This window comes from Campylobacter concisus (assembly GCF_002914005.1).
GTDB lineage: Bacteria > Campylobacterota > Campylobacteria > Campylobacterales > Campylobacteraceae > Campylobacter_A > Campylobacter_A concisus_N.
The window spans coordinates 25,375-41,272 of record NZ_POZU01000064.1 but is presented as its reverse complement, the minus strand read 5'-3'; the positions used below and the strand labels follow the sequence as shown (position 1 = coordinate 41,272).

Sequence of the window (15,898 nt, the reverse complement as noted above, 5' to 3'; positions counted from 1 at the left end):
AAAAAAAGGAGACAAAATGTCAATAAGTGCAAGAAATCAACTAAATGTTGAGATCACAGAGGTAAGAACAGGTGCGGTAAATTCGCTGATCGCTGGTAAACTCGCAGGTGGTGAAGTGCTAAAAGCAACTATTACAGTTGATAGCGAGAAAGCTCTTGATCTAAAAGTTGGTAAACAAGCTATATTTTTATTCAAAGCTTCAAGTGTTATCGTTTCAAAAGACGATAGCATCAAACTAAGTGCCACAAACCAAATCAAAGGCACTGTAAGCGAGATAAAAGATGGAGCTGTAAATGCAGAGGTGATTATCGATGCAAATGGTAGCAAAATTTCAGCTATCATCACAAAAGAGTCTATTGGTAACCTAGCTCTAAAAGTAGGCGATAATGTAACCGCAATCATTAAAGCAACTCAAATTATAGTCGGCGTTAAATAATTTATGGAGCAGTTTTTGCTCCGTTCCTTCTAAATTAAATTTTATTCTTAAACTAAAATCTAAAATACTCTAAAATTTATCAACTAAGTTATAAATTTAAATAAGTCGTAGTGAATATTTTTAAAGCTATTTACTTAAAAATTTTATAGGAAGATTTATATTATTTTTTTACTTTTATAGCCTATCCGCCATTTTAAGCAGACCATGGCACGCCAAAGGTTCACCAAACAATAGGCGGCCAAATATCAACACAAAAGCCCAAGTCATAAGCTCTCAAATGGCTATACCTATACCAAATTTATATGCAGCTGGTGAGATTACAGGTGGCGTTCACGGTGCCAGCCGTCTAGGATCAGTCGCGATAACTGATTGCTTGACATTTGGTATGATCGCTGCTGAGACTATCGGCTAAAACAAGTAGTGGCAGGCATTTGCTTGCCACTATAAATTTTTAAATCTATAAACTCCGTTTTTTACCCGCTCAAAAATTTTCTTCTCTTCAAGCAGTTTAAAAGTATTTATCACGGTTGGTTTGCTCACATTTAGCTTTTCGCAAATGTCTGAAATTTTTATTACGATAAATCCATTTTCATCACTTAACTCGCAAAGTAAATTTATGATCTCAACTTTTTTCTCGCCAAGAAGCGCTTTATAAATTTGCTCTTTCACGCTAGCTCCAAATTTTATAGTATACGGCTACACACCAAAGCGCGCTACATAAAAAATTTGCGATCATCACAGCTGCACTTCCAGCGTCCTTTGCTGCTTTTGCTAGGGCGTGATAGTCTGGGCTTGCAAGGTCTGTTATGCGCTCGATAGCTGAGTTTAAGCACTCACAAACTAGCACAAAAGCCATGCTAAATATCAAAAATAGGTTAAAAAAGAGATCAAATTTCCAAAAAAATAGCGAGATTGTTGCTATCAAAAATATACAAATTTCTATCCGAAAGCTCTTTTCGTTTTTAAAAATTTCAGCCAAACCCTCTCTTGCGTAGCCAAAATTTTTAAAAAATTTATACGCTGGCTGGTTTCTCATAACTTTCCTTTTTGTGATTTTTGGCATAATTATAATTAAAAAAAGGATGAAAATTGAAACTTATTAGCTGGAACGTAAATGGACTGCGTGCAGTCGTGGCAAAAGATGGCTTTGGCTGGCTTGATGAGATAAGACCTGATTTTCTAGGACTTCAAGAGATCAAGGTCAAAGAGGATGACATGCCAAAAGAAATTTACAACCTTGGCTTTAAAGATATCAGTGTAAATTCAGGCCAGAGGGCTGGCTACTCTGGCGTGATGAGCCTTGCTAAATTTGACATGCAAACGCAAAAAGCGGCTTTTTTTGACGACACGGAGGGGCGAGTTTTGGAGCATAGATTTAATGATATCGTGCTTTTTAATATCTACTTTCCAAACGGACAAAAGGACGATGAGCGGCTGACATTTAAGATGGACTTTTACGAGAAATTTTTAGCTTATTGCAAAGAGCTTGTAAAAAGCGGCAAAGAGGTGATATTTTGTGGCGACGTAAATACTGCTCACCGCGAGATCGACCTTAAAAATCCAAAGGCAAACGCCAAAACTTCTGGCTTTTTGCCTATCGAGCGAGCGTGGATCGACGAGGTGATAAAAAGTGGTTTCATAGATACTTTTAGAGAGGCCAAAGGTGATGTAGCAGACGCTTACTCGTGGTGGAGCTACCGTTTTAACGCAAGGGCGAAAAACGTTGGCTGGAGGATTGATTATTTCTTTATCTCGCAAGGGCTAAAAAGTAGGTTAAAAGACGCCTTTATCCTGCCAGATATTACAGGTAGCGACCACTGCCCAGTTGGGATAGATATAGAAATTTAGCCACTATTCCATTCTGCGAGGCTTGCCTAGTAAGAAACCTTGTGCGTAAGGTATTCCAAAATTTTTGATTTGGTTTAAAATTTCTTCTGAACTTGCAAACTCGGCTATTATTTTGTAGCCTTGCTTTTTTGCAAAGCTTACGATGGTTTCTACTAGAACTCTAGCATTTTCATCAAATGGAAGCTTTTTGATTATCGAGCCATCTATCTTTATGGTGTCTATATCAAGCTCCAAAATTCGGTAATAGTTTGAGTATCCTGAGCCAAAGTCGTCAATCGAAATTTTACACCCATAGCCTTTGACACGTTTTATAAAAGAATTTACCGCAACATAGTCGCTAAGCTCTTCACTCTCTAGCATTTCAAAGCAAATTTTATTAGGATCTTTGCACTCGTTTAGCTTGCTCTCTATAAGCTCTCTCATACTAGCATCAGCAATATCGGTAATTGATAAATTTATCGAGAACATATAATCTGGATATCTTTTAGCTAGATCAAACGCAAGACTTATCACCTTTTTGGTTATTTGCGGATATAGTTGCGTTTTCATGGCAATATCTAAAAATTCGCCCGGATAGTGTATCTTGCCATTTTGATCGATTATACGAACCAAAACTTCATAATATTTTGCTTCGGTTTCATTTTCTTCTAAGTTAAAAATGCCTTGTGCTTCTACTATGACTCTATCGTTTTCTAACGCATCTTCGATTAGCTGAACTGCCAGCTGGTTTTTGTGATATTTCATCTCAATGGCGTCATTTTCTAGATAGTAGTAAATATTGCTACCATTTTCTATTGCGAGCTGATTTGCAAGGACTGATTGCATTAGGCGGTTAGTTTGTGGGGTATCGTTTGGCAATGAAACGCCAAATACCATCTTTATGCCTGGTAGGTTTTCAAATTTTTCATCAATAGCGACATTTATCCTATTTGAACCAAAATATTCTCTAATATATTCAATATCTCTTACGATATTATCGCCTTCATACCATATATAAAATGCGTCATCTTGAAATCTAAATAACTTTGCTTTTATCTCAGAAGTATCTATACAAAGCTTTAGTGTATCAGCTACTGCTTTTAGCATTGCATCGATAATCTTAGTTTGATAAAAGAATCTTAAAATTTTAAAATTCTTAATGCTTAAGCAAATGAGCACTCCATCTTTTTGCGCGTCTAAAATTTCAGTTAAAGCAAAGTAGTTACCAAAGCCTGTTAGCTTATCGATCGAAGATTGTATTTTTATTTGTTCATTTTTTTGAGTTAGCTCGTTTAATATCAGCGTCTCTTTAGTCCTATCAAGCTTTACGGCTATATAGCCCTCAAATTTATTTTTAAAGAAAAATGGTGAAAATTTTACCTTTTCATATAAAAAATCACCGCTTTTTGTTCTGCTTATAAGCTCATCGCTCTCCCAAGGTAGAGATTTTTGCACAGCCTCTTTTATGGATTCATAAAAGCTTTGTGGGTGCATATATGATTTTAATATTCTAGGGTTTTTGCCTATTACTTCTTTTAGCTTGTAGCCAGTTTTTTCTTCAAAGGTTTTATTTACGTATGAAATTCTATTGTATTTATCGCAATAGACAACAGAGCTATGATCGTTTTCAATTGTAGAACTTAGGAGTTTTATCTGTCTTAAGCGCCCTGAGGCTATTTTAATTTGAAAGAGGCCAAATGTACAAAATATTATAAATGTAAGCAAGCAAATTGTCTGAGCCATTTTTGTGTTATCCACCGCATCAGAGTGAAATTCTAGGATTTTATCTCTAAAATTTTCTAGCATATTATCAAGATGTAGCTCTTTTGCACTATTTGAGATTGTACGTAATGTTTTTGTAGCTTGAGCCGCATAAAGTATCTTGTCTAATACATTTTGAGCTTTTTGGTTATCTTTATACTCGTTTTTATACATTTTTATTTGCTTTGAAATTTCATCTATTACTTCAGGACTAAGCATCAAAGCACCTTTTATCGCATAAAATATAGGCTCAAGCTTATTTAGAAGTGCGAGATTTTGTATCTCATATTGACTTATTTGGATATAAGAATCTATAGACGAGTTTACATAAGCTGATCTTTGTGTAAAAAATGCTTTTTTAATAAATACATCTCTTATGTTTTGTAGGTCTTTTGTTATTTCATTTTGATGAAATAACATCATCTCATCACTAAGCATTGAAAGGTTGCTCAAATTTGTATCAAAAGAATTTATGTCAGCATTGAGTTTGTCGTAGTTTGAGACATCATAAATATTATTCAAAGAAAAAGTTATCTCATTGTCTATAAATTTTAGATTTAAAATCCCGTCATCAAATTTATGAGCCGTATCAATGGCTATATTTGCTTTATATATAAAAAATGCACTAATGAAAAATATAGCTACTAAGACGCTAAGTACAGTTCTTGTTCGTTTAGTACTCATTTAGTATCCTAGGCTTTTTACCATTTAATGTCAGAAAAAATGAGTATAAAGCATCAATTTCATCTTTGCTAAACTCATATCCTAGCTGGTAGTTACCAATAAAGCTTATAGCCTCTTTTAGATCATTTATCTCTCCATGGGATAAATATGGGGCAGTTTTTGTAACATTTCTTAGTGATGGCACTCTTCTTAATCTTTTGTTTGCATCTAAGGCAGAAATTCTTTCTCGGCCAATATCTTGTGTCAAATTTCCTCCTAAATTTCTACCATTGTGACAAGCGGCACAGCCTATATTATTAAATATCTCAAATCCTTTCTTTGCACTATCATCTATGGCATTGTTATCACCTGATATAAAACGATCAAATGGCGAATCAACACTCAAGACAGCCTTTTCAAACTCAGCTATTGCATCTGCAATATTATCAAAATTAATGCCGTCATTATAAATTTTTTTAAATAAAATTTTGTACTCAGAGATGTTATTTACAGAATCCACTATCTTGTCGTTATCTGAGTTTAGTTCTATTCTAGAGGTTATGGACTCTTTTACTTGATCATTTAAATTGCTAATCTTTGCATCGCTATAAAATAGATAGTTTGCTGCAGCATTTAATATGGTTGGAGGATTTAAAGTGCCTTTTTCCATGCTATCTTGGTTGCTTCCACTTAAATTCCAATACAAGTTGTGACAAGTTTGACAAGAGTAGTTTTCATTTGGGCTTAGTCTTTTGTCAAAAAAGAGTTTTTTGCCAAGCAGAGCCTTTTCTTCATTATATTTTACTACTGTGAGAGGTTTGTAGGATTCATATTTACAAAATGAAATCGTGATGATAAATAGAAAAAGTATAACGCCCTTCATAACGCCCCTAATTTTTAATTTTCTTTTTTATATCGGCAAATTTTTGATTTTTTATATAGTACATTATTTTATTGTTTTTTTGAAATTTATGATACAATTCGCTCGATTTAGAAAATATTTATATTTCAGGGAGGAGAAGTCATGAAAAAAGGCTTTACGATGATTGAGTTGATCTTCGTGATCGTTATATTGGGTATATTAGCTGCGGTTGCTATACCAAAATTAGCTGCAACAAGGGATGATGCAGAGATATCAAAAACTGCTTCAAATATACAAACACTTATTTCAGACTTGGGTTCTTACTATACTTCGCAAGGCGAATTTGCTTCTGGTTCAGATGCTGTTAAGAAGATGTCAAATGTTAAAAATCCAGTAAATGCAAAAAATGATAAGTGCCTAGAAGTTGGTGCTGGAAACAACACTAATGGTGAGATAAAGATGACTATTAGCGTAGGCGGTCTTTGTGAACAAGTTTGGAAATTGCCAGGCTTAGTAGATGTTAAAGCCTTAATCGAAAGTACTGCCGACAACAAGACAGCTAATACGCTTAAATTTGGCGGTATGGGCATAAAATATAAATAAAATTTTAGCAAGGTATTTTCCTTGCTTTTTATGATATTTGGCCTACTAAATTTTTAATATAACAAAGGCTAATAGAAATACAAATTTTTTACACAAATAATTTATATACATAAAAATAAGCTTTCTAAGTTTTAATGCGTTGCCAAAAGATATCAATCCTAACTTATGCTAATAGGTAATGGCCTTTTATTAAATTTAATTGATTTTATCCTTTACAAATTTTAAAGATAAAAAACGTAAAATCAAACCATGGATTTACTAAAAGACCCGTTAAATAAGCTCATCATCTCGCTTTCGCTTCCAGCTGGCACCGCAATGATGTTTAATACTCTTTATAATGTTACCGGCACATTTTTTGCAGCAAAAATTTCTACTCTTGCCGTAGCTGGTATGGCTATGAGCTTTTTGCTTTATCTAAGTATTGTAGGCATTGGGCTTGGTTTTGGCTCAGCACTAACTGCGCTAATAGGCAATAGCCTTGGAGCAGGAAAGATAAAAATGGCTAAATTTTATGCGGCAAATGGAATTATCTTTGTGCTAGTATTTGCTATTTTTATGGGATTTTGTGGCTATTTTTTAGCACCAAATTTACTCACTTTTTTAGGAGCTGATCATCACTATTTAAAAGAGGCGCTTGATTATGCGGGCGTTATCTTTCTTGCTGCGCCATTTTTCTTGATTATCAAATCTCTAAACGGAGTGCTTGTGGCACTTGGAGATACAAAAAGTTACCGCGATTGGCTATTTTATGGCCTTTTTATTAACGCATTTTTTTGCTACTTTTTTGCATTTATTTTGGATCTTGGCGTAAAAGGACTTGCTCTAGCAACAGCTAGTGTTCAGCTTTTGGGCATGATCTACCTTTTTGTAAAAGTTAAAAAAGCTAAGATGATCGAGCCAAGAAATTTAAGTTATTTTGTACCAAATTTTAGCGTTTGGGCAAAGATTACAAAGCAAGCTCTACCGGCTTGCTTAAACTATCTATCGATGTCGCTTGGCTCACTTGTGCTTTTAAAATTTATAAGCTACTATGGCGTAAATGCCGTAGCAGGATATGGTATAGCTTTAAGGATAGAGCAAATTTTGGTATTGCCGACTATTGGTATGGCTGCAGCAGTTTTAAGTATCGTTTCAAGAAACTATGGTGCTAAAAATTTTAAAAGAGCTAAGCAATGCTATAAAATTTCGCTTCTTTTTTTGCTTATTTATTGTGTATTCGCTTGCATTTTTATTAGATTTTTTGGTGAAGATATGATAAGAATTTTTGATGATACGCCGGCAGTTTTGGAGATAGCAGGGCTTTATCTTGGTATAAATTCTCTTGCTTACGTAGCTTATGGCACGATAAATGTCTCAGGCAGCACTCTTCAGGCTATAAAACGCCCAGTGGCCATCTTTTTGCTAAATGGATTTAGGCAATTTGTACTTCAAGGATCACTTTTTTATGCAGTAGTTTTTTATTTTAATCTTGAGATAAAATTTATATGGTTGGCTCTATTTTTTAGCGTCTATCTCACAGCTATTTGTTTCGTCTTTTGGACGCTTTATCAGTTAAGAAGGGCTACTGGCGTAAGCTTTTAAATTTAAAACAAAATGCAAAAAAGCAAAGTGAAGCAACTAAGATTATGCTAGCTCCGCCTGTTAGGTTAAAATAAAAGCTAATAAATAGACCGCTAAAGCAAAAAACTACCGAAAAGATAGTAGAGATTAGCATCATCAGCCCCAGTCTTTTGGCAAAAATTTGTGCTAAATATGGCGGTATAGTAAGAAGAGCGATGACTAGAATCAGCCCAACAACACGAATCGTAGCCACCACACAAAGTGCCATCATGCACACTAATAAATAGTGAAAAAATGTTGTATTTACGCCGCGCAACTTTGCAAACTCTGCATCAAAACTAATAGCTACAAATTGACGGTAAAAAAGGGCAATGAGTGCTAAAAATAAGATATCTAAAATACTCATAAATGTTATATCTTGCTCACTCACTGCTAAGATAGAGCCAAAAAGATAACTCATAAGATCGGCATTGTATCCCGGAGTTAAATCGATAAAAATGATACCAATAGCCATACCAAATGCCCAAATAGCACCGATAACTGAGTCAATGTTGGTTTTATCTCTTAACGTGATAGTGGCGATTATAAGGGCTAAAAAGAGTGAGAATATACTAGCACCAATAAGTGGTTCAAGCGAGAAGAAAAAGGCAAGTCCGATGCCGCCATATGCTCCGTGCGCGATACCGCCAGCGATAAAAGTCATTTTGTTTATAACAACGAGTGAGCCTATGAGCCCACAAATGATACTAACTAAAATGCCAGCAATAAAGGCATTTTGCATAAAATTTAACTCTAAAATTTCACTCATTTTATCTCTTTAGCTTAAAAACATTACTTTTGATTTTGCACTCACATTCACCAAGTGCGATCTCGACATCGCAAAAATGGCTATGAGATTTTGCTAAATGCTCTATAAATTCTCTTTTTGCGGTATCTTCATGAGTTTTATGAATATGTAAATTTTTACTCACATAGGCGATTTTTGTAGCATAATTTAGCACGATATTTAGATCGTGACTTACCAAAACTACGCCAACACCGCTTGCATTTATATTTTTTAAAATTTCATAAATTTCAGCCTGACCCTTTGTGTCGATACTGGCTGTTGGCTCGTCTAAAACGAGGACTTTTGCATTTGTACAAAGCGCTCTTGCGATATATACACGCTGTCTTTGGCCACCGCTTAGCTCACCAATTCTAGCACTTGCAAATTCTTTCATGCCAACTTTCTCAAGGGCACCAAGAGCCATTTGTTTCTCAGCTTGTGAGTAAAAACCAAAAATTTTTTTATCAATTAGCCCCATTAAAACTACTTCTAAAACCATCATCGGAAAGCTTTGATTTGAGAGAAAATTTTGAGGCACATAACCTATAAATTTACTGACTTCGCTTGGCTCTTTTCCAAAGAGTTTTATCTCGCCACTTTGAGGCTTAAGTAGTCCTAAGATAAGCTTTAAAAGCGTGCTTTTGCCACCACCATTTGGACCGATGATAGCTAAAAAATCATCGCTACTATAATCTAAATTGATACCTTCTAAAACCACTTGCTTATCGTAGCTAAAGTTTAAATTTCTAATTTTTATAATTTCTTTCAAAACAGACTCTTTTGCGTAAATGTCGTAGTAAAAATAAAAAGTCCAAGCCAAAGCATAACGCTAAGAGCCATAAATTCGGCATAGATTTTAAACTTTTTTAGCTTAATGTTTGTGCTCTCATTTATCTTGGCTCCAAAAACAGCCGCTAAAAATATCACTGCGCTCATGCCAAGCGCCATAAATACGCCACTTATAACGCCTGCAAAATAGCTACCTAGCTCATTTGCTAGCACAAAGACAAGTATCGTGCCAGGACAAGGAATAAGTGCCGCAGCAGCCGCAACCAGCCATTCTTCTTTGTTTTTTGGTTTTTTTGTAGTACAGATATTACAGCCACAGTCGCTAGTAAATTTTGTATTTTTACTCAAATTTTGGCTTAAACTTGAGCTAAAAATATAAAATTTATTTAACTCTTTTTTGCTTGAAAGATAAATTTTGACCTTTTTATAAAGCATAAAAATCGCTACAAAAAAGATAATAACGCCAGAAAATGCTGTCGTAACGCTTGCTGTATCTTTTGTCAGATCGCTACTGATCTCACGCAACATCATAAAACTAGCAAGCACAAAAATAAACGCACCCACAACATGTAAAAATCCGATCTTTAAAGAGAAGAAAAAGGCTTTGGCGTAGCTTCCACCAGTTGCGGCGAAATAGGAGCTTGTAAGCACCTTGCCATGTCCCGCAGATGCAGCGTGTAAAAAGCCATAACCAAATGATATGAGCGCTAAAAATAGCAGAGTTAGCGGACTTTTTTGATCAAAATTTCTTAGAATTTGCTTTAATCTATCAAGCATGCTTAGACTTGTTTTTGAAACAAGATCAAACTTAGCTTCATCGATCTTATCGATCTGGCTTAAATTTTCATCTTCAAAATTTACTGAGTTTGGCTCTTTTATAAGCTCTTTTAATGCAGGCTTTTCGTTATGAGCTTTGGCTGCAGCTTTACTTGAAAATGTAAAAAATATTAAATTTGCATTTGGATTTGGTATCGTCCAAAACTGATCTGATACCAAAAATGCGTTGTTTTGTGTAAATTTAAAATTAAAATATCCCTCTTTATCGTCCATTTCGACAGACACCACAAAGCCATCTTTGATAAGCAAATTTGTCTTAAAACTAACATCAAATTTTAATCTACCCTCATCAAAATAGAGTTTATACTTTTTTAAATTTAACTCAAGTTTTGTAGCATTTTCATCTTTGTAAAAGTACTCGATATTTGTTAAATAATGCCTTGGTACAAGATAATCAAGTAAATTTAAGCGGATCTTTTTGATCTCGCTTTCATCTATCTTTTCATCCTGATTTAGGTCAAAATTTTGCCTCATAAGCTCTGAGAAATTTTGCGAAAATGTCCATGAAAAAGCAATTGTAGTGATATTGTTTTCATTTGAGTCAAATTTAACGCTTACGTGAGCGGTCGGGCTATAAAGCGAGCAAAGAGCACACCCGAAGGCATTTATAACAAAGAAGCAAATGACAATCAGGCGTGCTAGCATCTTTTATAGACTCTTAGCAAAAATTTCCGCTGTTTTTTTCATCTCATCTAGCCAATTTTCTGGGAGCTGATCAATACTTATGACCTTTGAGCCAGTCTCTTTTGCCGCTAAATTTGCGGCCTTTGTTGGAAACTGCGGAGCCACGAAAATAACCTTTACACCGTGCTCTTTAGCCTCTTCTATGAGCTCTTTTAGCTCAGCTGGCTTTGGCTCTTTGCCCTCTATCTCGATAGCGATTTGCTCTAAATTATAACGTTTTGCAAAATATCCCCAAGATGGGTGATATACGATAAATTCGCGAGTTTTAACATCTTTTAGAGTATTTTTGATAAAGCTATCAAGCTCGTCAAGGCTGGCTTTAAATTTAGCTAAATTTTCCTCATAGAGCTTTGCATTTTGCGGGAATTTCTCTATTAGCGCCTTGGCTATATTATCAGCTTGAGTTTTTACTAAAACTGGATCAAGCCAAATGTGCGGATCAAGGCCGTCATGATGATGGTGATGATGTTCGCCAGCTTCGTGGTCATGGTCATGATGCTTGTGATGCTCATGTTTATGCTCGCCCTCATGCTTGTGCTCATGATGTTCATGGTGTTCATGATGCTCGTGTTCATCGCTCATAGCGATCTTTTCGATGCCTTCTTGTGTTTTTACAATGTGTAAATTTTTAAAAGATTTTGAAAAACGCTCTAGCCAAGTATCTTCAAACTCAATGCCAATAGCAAAGTAAAGCTCGCTCTTTTCAAGCTCCTTCATCTGTTTTGGCTTTGGCTCATAAGTGTGTGGATCAGCGCCTTTGCCAACCATTGTATTTACGCTTAGTGTATCACCAGCGATTTGCTCAACAAAAAATTTTGTAGGCAATATACTAGTCGTAACAACTGGCTTTGCAAAAAGCGACAAAGCGCAAACTGCTAAAAAAACAAAAATCTTTCTCACCATCTCTCCTTTGTTTGAAAAAATATTGCGGAAGTTTAGCAGATTGCAACTTGGTTGCAACTTAAAGAACGAAAGCCTAAATATAGTGCTTTTTAAATGAAATTTAAAACTTTTGGCGTTAATATACAAAAAATAAAAAGGGCAAGGATGAATGCAAGAAATTTCTTAGAAGAGCATAGTATCAAAGCAACTACTTTTCGCATAAAGCTCGTTGAAATTTTGCAAAATGCCAAAACTCCATTAAGTTATGATGAAATTTTAGAAAGCCTTAATGCAAATAAAACTACTTTTTATAGAAGCATAGAAATTTTTGAAAAAAAGGGCCTTGTCATAAAAACTGAAAATAATCATAAAAGCTACTACGAACTAGCAAATGAGGCAAAAGCGTACTTTATCTGCGATGTTTGTCATAAAGTCACAAACATCGATATGCCACATCTAAACGTCGCTAAAAATATAAAAAGCGCCGTGATAAAAGGCGTTTGTGATGAGTGTGATCACGAGTAAAGAGCGATTATCTCAGCCGGAATGGCTTTTGGACGATTTGTTTTTAGATCAACATAAACAAACTCGGTCTTGCCAGTTGCTATTAACTCGTCATCTTTTTTAAACTCAAAATATCTACACGAAGTCGCCTTGCCTTCAGCTTGTGTGTAAGTATGAATTTCTATCTCATCCATCAATTTTACGCTTTTTATATATTTGGCTTCATTTTTTCTAATGAGCCAGATCTCACCTCTTTTATACTGCGCCTCAACCGTGTCGCCAACCGCTGCAGAGTGGGCAAATGCGGCCTCTTGCATAAGCGTGAAATAATAGACATTATTCATATGTCCGTGCATATCAATGGCTTGTGGCGGGATGATGACGCGATATATAAAATCTCTCATTTTTAGCCTTTTTTGCTAAAATTATAACCAAAAAGAGGAGCTAAAATGCAAAATTTATGGGATAAAAAGGCGTCAAATTATCAAAGGTTTGATGGCAAAGTAAGTGCTATTCAGCAGCAAATTTTTGCTAAAGCCTTGGCTTGGGGGATAGACTTTAACGGCAAAGAAATTTTAGATATCGGCTGTGGCACGGGCGTTTGGAGCATATTTTTATCCAAAACCGCCAAAACCGTAACTGGCATAGATAGTTCTGAAAAGATGATAGAAATTTTAAACGAAGATGTCAAAAGATTTGGCGTGACAAATTTAACCAGCGAGGTTTGCTCTTGGAGAGAATTTAAGCCCGCAAAGCACTTTGATATTGCTATTTGCACAATGAGTCCAGCAATTGCTAGCGATGAAGATTTTGCTAAATTTCATAATATCGCAAAGCAAAAACTCTATCTTGGCTGGGATAAACCTAGAAGCTCTGATCTGCTAGAGCCATTTTTTGAAAAATTTGGTCGCACACTCTCGCAAAAAAACGTCGTAAATAGACTTGAAGCATGGCTAAATGAGCAAGGGATTGCTTATAAGAGTGAAATTTTAAACGAGACAAGAATTGCTAGACGAAGCGTGCAAGAAGCTGCTGAAAACATCTGCTGGCACCTTGAGATAAATGGAGCTAAAAACTACGATGAAAAGGTGGTTTTAGCGATGTTAAAAGAGAGATTTGACGGCGAGTTTATAGATGAAAAGATAGAGTCGCAGATGAAGCTTTTTGTCTTTTAAGCTAGTTTTGACCTAGAGAAAAATTTTTTACCAAATTCACTAAAAATAACTCCAAAGATTATTAAGATCGCGCCAAAAATTTGTATGAGTGTTAGCTTTTCACCAGCGAAAAAATAGCCGATAAAGCCAGCAGAGACTGGTTCTAGACAGAAAAACAAGGCCGCCTTGCTAGCGGTCGTATATCTTTGAGCGATCGTTTGGACAAAGTAGCAAAATATGGTGCCAATCACTGTTGTGATAAATATCGCTATGAAAAATTCCCTATCGTAATTTGGCACCACACTACCTTCAATAAATGCAAAGACAAATGAGAGTAAAGAGACGGTGAGAAATACCACAAATACGAGTAGATAAAGCTCACATTTTCTTACAAAGTGGCCATTTAAGCTTGTGTAAAGTGCGTAAAATATGGCACAAAGTAGGGCAAGTGCCTCGCCAGCTCCTAAAGCAAGAGTGGCTCCACTTAAAAGCCAAAGCCCAAAAATAGCAATAAGCGCACCAAAAATAGCAAAAATAGTTATTTTATTTTTAAAAATGAGTGCTGTCATAAAAGGCACAATCACACATTCAAGCCCTGTAATAAAGGCAACACTTGAGCTAAAGGTAAGCTTTAGAGCGTAAGTTTGAGCAACAAACGAACCAAAAAGAACTACGCCAAGAATAGTGCCATAAACTACACTTTTTTTATCAAAAATTTTAGAAAATTTAAATGCTATAAGTCCCATAAAGATAGCGGAAATAAAAAATCTACAAAAGAGCATGACAAAGACGCTATTTGTTTTTAGTGCGTTTGCCATAGGTAAAAACGTAGCTCCCCAAACGATGGCAACTACGATGAGTGCGATGTCAGCTCTGTTTTGTGCGCTTAAATTTTTCATTTAAAGATCGAGTCAAGTACCTTTTTGCCACTATTTAGGCTAAAGCCGCTTCTTAGCCCCTTTTCCTTCTCGCTCATCACGTTAAATAGCCCATCTAGCGTCTTTTTTGTGATATATGCGTTTAGATCCTCGCCGTCATCTGGCACATATTCGCTTGCGCCTAAATTTTTAGCTAGGCTCTTTACTGATTTTATCGTTTCGTTGTTTTTTGCTGAGCCGCTGATGAAAGAATTTAGCCCATTATAGGCGGTCGCAAAGTTATTATCACTCATCATTTTTTCAATTATCGGCGTAAAAGCTGCCTTTAGCTTTTGGCTGGAGCTTTGCTGCAAATATTTCGTAACGCTGTCACTCCCGCCATTAAAGAGCTTTTTGACATCGGCCTCGCTCATATTTTTTATGCTCTCACTAAAAATTTCAGCAGCCTTTGGCACGGCCGTGGTCGCGGCGTTGTTTATCGACTTGCTAAGGTCCTGCGCCCACTTCTCGCCACCCACTTTTTTGGCTAAATTTGACGCCATTTCAAGGCTTTTTGGAAGCGGAATTTTAGCTGTGGTGTTGTTTATAAAACCTTCTTTTGAAAGCTCGCTAACAGCGGCATTTAGCGCCTCGCTAACTAAGCTTTTATAGTCGCCGCTTGATGCGTGAGTGGCGATTTTGACGCCTTTATTTATCATATCGTCCATATTTGTGGCTTGTAAATTTAAAGCAAGCGCGCCACAAAGAATAACAAGAGATCTTTTCATCTTCTCTCCTTTTTAAAATTTAAAGCAAAATCATACAAAAAATATCTAAACACTTAAAATAAATTTAATCTTTTTGCACTAGAATTCACCCTTTTTTCTAAAGGAAGATTATGCAACTTTTACTTCTTAGCTTCGCTCTTAGCATGGATAGTGCAGCACTAAATATGGCAAATGGCGCAAGGTATAAAAATTTAGCTCTTAATAAAATTTTATTTATCGCTTTTATGCTTGGTTTTTTTCAGTTTCTTATGCCACTTCTTGGCTATCTTTTAGGTGTTAGTTTTGCAAAATTTATAAGCTCGGTTGATCATTTCATCGCTTTTTTTATACTCTGTTTTCTTGGTTTTAAAATGTTTAAAGAGGCCTGTATCAAAGAGGAGTGCGAGTATCTTAAGATAGGATTTAAGACCATTTTGTATGGGGCGTTTGCTACTAGTGTGGATGCTCTTGCCGTTGGCGTTACGCTTAGCTTTGAAGATATAAACATCTTTCAAAGCTCGCTCATCATCGGTGTAGTCTGCTTTGCATTAAGTTTGATTGCTTTTTATATAGGTAAATTTATGGGTGAAATTTTAGAGAAAAAGGCGCTCTTTTTGGGAGGAGCGATATTAATTTTTCTAGGTTTTAAAATTTTAATAACACATTTAATTGAAAGCGGCACAGTCCAGTAAAATTTAAAATAACAATTAAAAATAATATTTAAGATTAACTATATTTTAAAGCTTATATGGATAAGATTTTGATTTTTAGAAGTGGTGACCCATACGAGACTCGAACTCGTGTTACCGCCGTGAAAGGGCGATGTCCTAACCGCTAGACGAATGGGCCACATGTCGGTTATGAAATTGGGATTATATTTCTTTTA

Annotated in this window: 18 protein-coding genes, 1 tRNA gene and 1 pseudogene; 8 read left to right on the top strand and 12 right to left on the bottom strand. The window is 35.6% G+C overall.

Annotation, left to right across the window (positions count from 1 at the left end; genetic code table 11):
* The first annotated feature begins 16 nt into the window (after positions 1–16).
* Both CYP54_RS07390 and CYP54_RS07385 read left to right on the top strand, forming a co-directional pair.
* Positions 17–436: a TOBE domain-containing protein gene (locus tag CYP54_RS07390; protein ID WP_103604763.1), complete on the top strand. Its 420-nt coding sequence runs from the start codon at positions 17–19 to the stop codon at positions 434–436.
* A 197-nt stretch (positions 437–633) separates the two neighbouring features.
* A pseudogene (locus tag CYP54_RS07385) lies at positions 634–848 on the top strand (FAD-binding protein); the annotation flags it as partial.
* Positions 849–877: 29 nt separating this feature from the next.
* On the opposite strand, the gene CYP54_RS07380 reads toward CYP54_RS07385, so the two are convergent.
* Positions 878–1,105 (bottom strand): replication/maintenance protein RepL, encoded by a 228-nt coding sequence (locus CYP54_RS07380; RefSeq protein WP_103604762.1) that lies wholly within the window; start codon positions 1,103–1,105, stop codon positions 878–880.
* Between the two features lies 1 nt (position 1,106).
* Complete coding sequence (locus CYP54_RS07375; protein WP_103604761.1) at positions 1,107–1,472, bottom strand: diacylglycerol kinase; 366 nt, start codon at positions 1,470–1,472, stop codon at positions 1,107–1,109.
* Between the two features lie 53 nt (positions 1,473–1,525).
* Between CYP54_RS07375 and CYP54_RS07370 the strand changes: the two genes are divergently transcribed.
* Positions 1,526–2,284 (top strand): exodeoxyribonuclease III, encoded by a 759-nt coding sequence (locus tag CYP54_RS07370; protein WP_103604760.1) that lies wholly within the window; start codon positions 1,526–1,528, stop codon positions 2,282–2,284.
* A gap of 3 nt (positions 2,285–2,287) precedes the next feature.
* Here the strand turns inward: CYP54_RS07370 and CYP54_RS07365 are convergent, their stop codons facing one another.
* On the bottom strand, positions 2,288–4,708 hold the full coding sequence (locus tag CYP54_RS07365; protein WP_103604759.1) for a bifunctional diguanylate cyclase/phosphodiesterase: 2,421 nt from the start codon (positions 4,706–4,708) through the stop codon (positions 2,288–2,290).
* On the bottom strand, positions 4,698–5,570 hold the full coding sequence (locus CYP54_RS07360) for a cytochrome-c peroxidase (protein ID WP_103604758.1): 873 nt from the start codon (positions 5,568–5,570) through the stop codon (positions 4,698–4,700). The genes CYP54_RS07365 and CYP54_RS07360 overlap by 11 nt, the downstream gene beginning before the upstream one ends.
* 141 nt (positions 5,571–5,711) lie before the next feature.
* On the opposite strand from CYP54_RS07360, the gene CYP54_RS07355 reads away from it, so the two are divergent.
* Together CYP54_RS07355 and CYP54_RS07350 are read left to right on the top strand one after the other, a co-directional pair.
* Positions 5,712–6,152: a type II secretion system protein gene (locus tag CYP54_RS07355; protein WP_103604757.1), complete on the top strand. Its 441-nt coding sequence runs from the start codon at positions 5,712–5,714 to the stop codon at positions 6,150–6,152.
* A gap of 249 nt (positions 6,153–6,401) precedes the next feature.
* The gene (locus CYP54_RS07350; RefSeq protein ID WP_103604756.1) at positions 6,402–7,733 is read left to right on the top strand and encodes an MATE family efflux transporter; all 1,332 of its coding nucleotides are present in this window, start codon (positions 6,402–6,404) and stop codon (positions 7,731–7,733) included.
* Here CYP54_RS07350 and CYP54_RS07345 read toward each other — a convergent pair.
* From CYP54_RS07345 to CYP54_RS07330, 4 genes are read right to left on the bottom strand one after another with little or no spacing between them, the layout of a single operon-like run.
* Positions 7,714–8,520 (bottom strand): metal ABC transporter permease, encoded by an 807-nt coding sequence (locus CYP54_RS07345; protein WP_103604755.1) that lies wholly within the window; start codon positions 8,518–8,520, stop codon positions 7,714–7,716. The two genes, CYP54_RS07350 and CYP54_RS07345, sit on opposite strands and share 20 nt — an antisense overlap.
* A gap of 1 nt (position 8,521) precedes the next feature.
* Entirely contained in the window at positions 8,522–9,307 is a 786-nt protein-coding gene (locus CYP54_RS07340; protein WP_103604754.1) for a metal ABC transporter ATP-binding protein, read from the bottom strand.
* Positions 9,304–10,809: a nickel/cobalt transporter gene (locus CYP54_RS07335; RefSeq protein WP_103604753.1), complete on the bottom strand. Its 1,506-nt coding sequence runs from the start codon at positions 10,807–10,809 to the stop codon at positions 9,304–9,306. The genes CYP54_RS07340 and CYP54_RS07335 overlap by 4 nt, the downstream gene beginning before the upstream one ends.
* A gap of 3 nt (positions 10,810–10,812) precedes the next feature.
* Positions 10,813–11,748: a metal ABC transporter solute-binding protein, Zn/Mn family gene (locus CYP54_RS07330; RefSeq protein ID WP_103604752.1), complete on the bottom strand. Its 936-nt coding sequence runs from the start codon at positions 11,746–11,748 to the stop codon at positions 10,813–10,815.
* Between the two features lie 147 nt (positions 11,749–11,895).
* Here CYP54_RS07330 and CYP54_RS07325 point away from each other — a divergent pair, with 147 nt between their 5' ends.
* Positions 11,896–12,255 (top strand): Fur family transcriptional regulator, encoded by a 360-nt coding sequence (locus CYP54_RS07325; protein ID WP_084109795.1) that lies wholly within the window; start codon positions 11,896–11,898, stop codon positions 12,253–12,255.
* Here the strand turns inward: CYP54_RS07325 and CYP54_RS07320 are convergent.
* Positions 12,246–12,638 carry an acyl-CoA thioesterase gene (locus tag CYP54_RS07320; RefSeq protein ID WP_103604751.1) on the bottom strand — a complete coding sequence of 131 codons (393 nt, stop codon included), beginning with the start codon at positions 12,636–12,638 and terminating at the stop codon, positions 12,246–12,248. The genes CYP54_RS07325 and CYP54_RS07320 overlap by 10 nt on opposite strands.
* A gap of 45 nt (positions 12,639–12,683) precedes the next feature.
* Between CYP54_RS07320 and CYP54_RS07315 the strand changes: the two genes are divergently transcribed.
* On the top strand, positions 12,684–13,409 hold the full coding sequence (locus CYP54_RS07315; protein ID WP_103604750.1) for a class I SAM-dependent methyltransferase: 726 nt from the start codon (positions 12,684–12,686) through the stop codon (positions 13,407–13,409).
* Here CYP54_RS07315 and CYP54_RS07310 read toward each other — a convergent pair.
* Together CYP54_RS07310 and CYP54_RS07305 are read right to left on the bottom strand one after the other, a co-directional pair.
* Complete coding sequence (locus CYP54_RS07310) at positions 13,406–14,287, bottom strand: DMT family transporter (RefSeq protein ID WP_103604749.1); 882 nt, start codon at positions 14,285–14,287, stop codon at positions 13,406–13,408. The two genes, CYP54_RS07315 and CYP54_RS07310, sit on opposite strands and share 4 nt — an antisense overlap.
* Positions 14,284–15,033 (bottom strand): DUF4197 domain-containing protein, encoded by a 750-nt coding sequence (locus tag CYP54_RS07305; RefSeq protein ID WP_103604748.1) that lies wholly within the window; start codon positions 15,031–15,033, stop codon positions 14,284–14,286. The genes CYP54_RS07310 and CYP54_RS07305 overlap by 4 nt, the downstream gene beginning before the upstream one ends.
* 110 nt (positions 15,034–15,143) lie before the next feature.
* On the opposite strand from CYP54_RS07305, the gene CYP54_RS07300 reads away from it, so the two are divergent.
* Positions 15,144–15,704 (top strand): manganese efflux pump MntP, encoded by a 561-nt coding sequence (locus CYP54_RS07300; RefSeq protein ID WP_103604747.1) that lies wholly within the window; start codon positions 15,144–15,146, stop codon positions 15,702–15,704.
* An 82-nt stretch (positions 15,705–15,786) separates the two neighbouring features.
* Here CYP54_RS07300 and CYP54_RS07295 read toward each other — a convergent pair.
* Positions 15,787–15,861, bottom strand: a tRNA-Glu gene (locus tag CYP54_RS07295).
* Positions 15,862–15,898: the final 37 nt, after the last annotated feature.

Coding starts and splice junctions, on each gene's coding strand:
- CYP54_RS07375 (WP_103604761.1), bottom strand. CDS start 1,472: ATGAGAAACCAGCCAGCGTATAAATTTTTTAAAAATTTTGGCTACGCA.
- CYP54_RS07345 (WP_103604755.1), bottom strand. CDS start 8,520: ATGAGTGAAATTTTAGAGTTAAATTTTATGCAAAATGCCTTTATTGCT.
- CYP54_RS07310 (WP_103604749.1), bottom strand. CDS start 14,287: ATGAAAAATTTAAGCGCACAAAACAGAGCTGACATCGCACTCATCGTA.
- CYP54_RS07365 (WP_103604759.1), bottom strand. CDS start 4,708: ATGAGTACTAAACGAACAAGAACTGTACTTAGCGTCTTAGTAGCTATA.
- CYP54_RS07355 (WP_103604757.1), top strand. CDS start 5,712: ATGAAAAAAGGCTTTACGATGATTGAGTTGATCTTCGTGATCGTTATA.
- CYP54_RS07390 (WP_103604763.1), top strand. CDS start 17: ATGTCAATAAGTGCAAGAAATCAACTAAATGTTGAGATCACAGAGGTA.
- CYP54_RS07300 (WP_103604747.1), top strand. CDS start 15,144: ATGCAACTTTTACTTCTTAGCTTCGCTCTTAGCATGGATAGTGCAGCA.
- CYP54_RS07320 (WP_103604751.1), bottom strand. CDS start 12,638: ATGAGAGATTTTATATATCGCGTCATCATCCCGCCACAAGCCATTGAT.
- CYP54_RS07305 (WP_103604748.1), bottom strand. CDS start 15,033: ATGAAAAGATCTCTTGTTATTCTTTGTGGCGCGCTTGCTTTAAATTTA.
- CYP54_RS07325 (WP_084109795.1), top strand. CDS start 11,896: ATGAATGCAAGAAATTTCTTAGAAGAGCATAGTATCAAAGCAACTACT.
- CYP54_RS07335 (WP_103604753.1), bottom strand. CDS start 10,809: ATGCTAGCACGCCTGATTGTCATTTGCTTCTTTGTTATAAATGCCTTC.
- CYP54_RS07350 (WP_103604756.1), top strand. CDS start 6,402: ATGGATTTACTAAAAGACCCGTTAAATAAGCTCATCATCTCGCTTTCG.
- CYP54_RS07360 (WP_103604758.1), bottom strand. CDS start 5,570: ATGAAGGGCGTTATACTTTTTCTATTTATCATCACGATTTCATTTTGT.
- CYP54_RS07315 (WP_103604750.1), top strand. CDS start 12,684: ATGCAAAATTTATGGGATAAAAAGGCGTCAAATTATCAAAGGTTTGAT.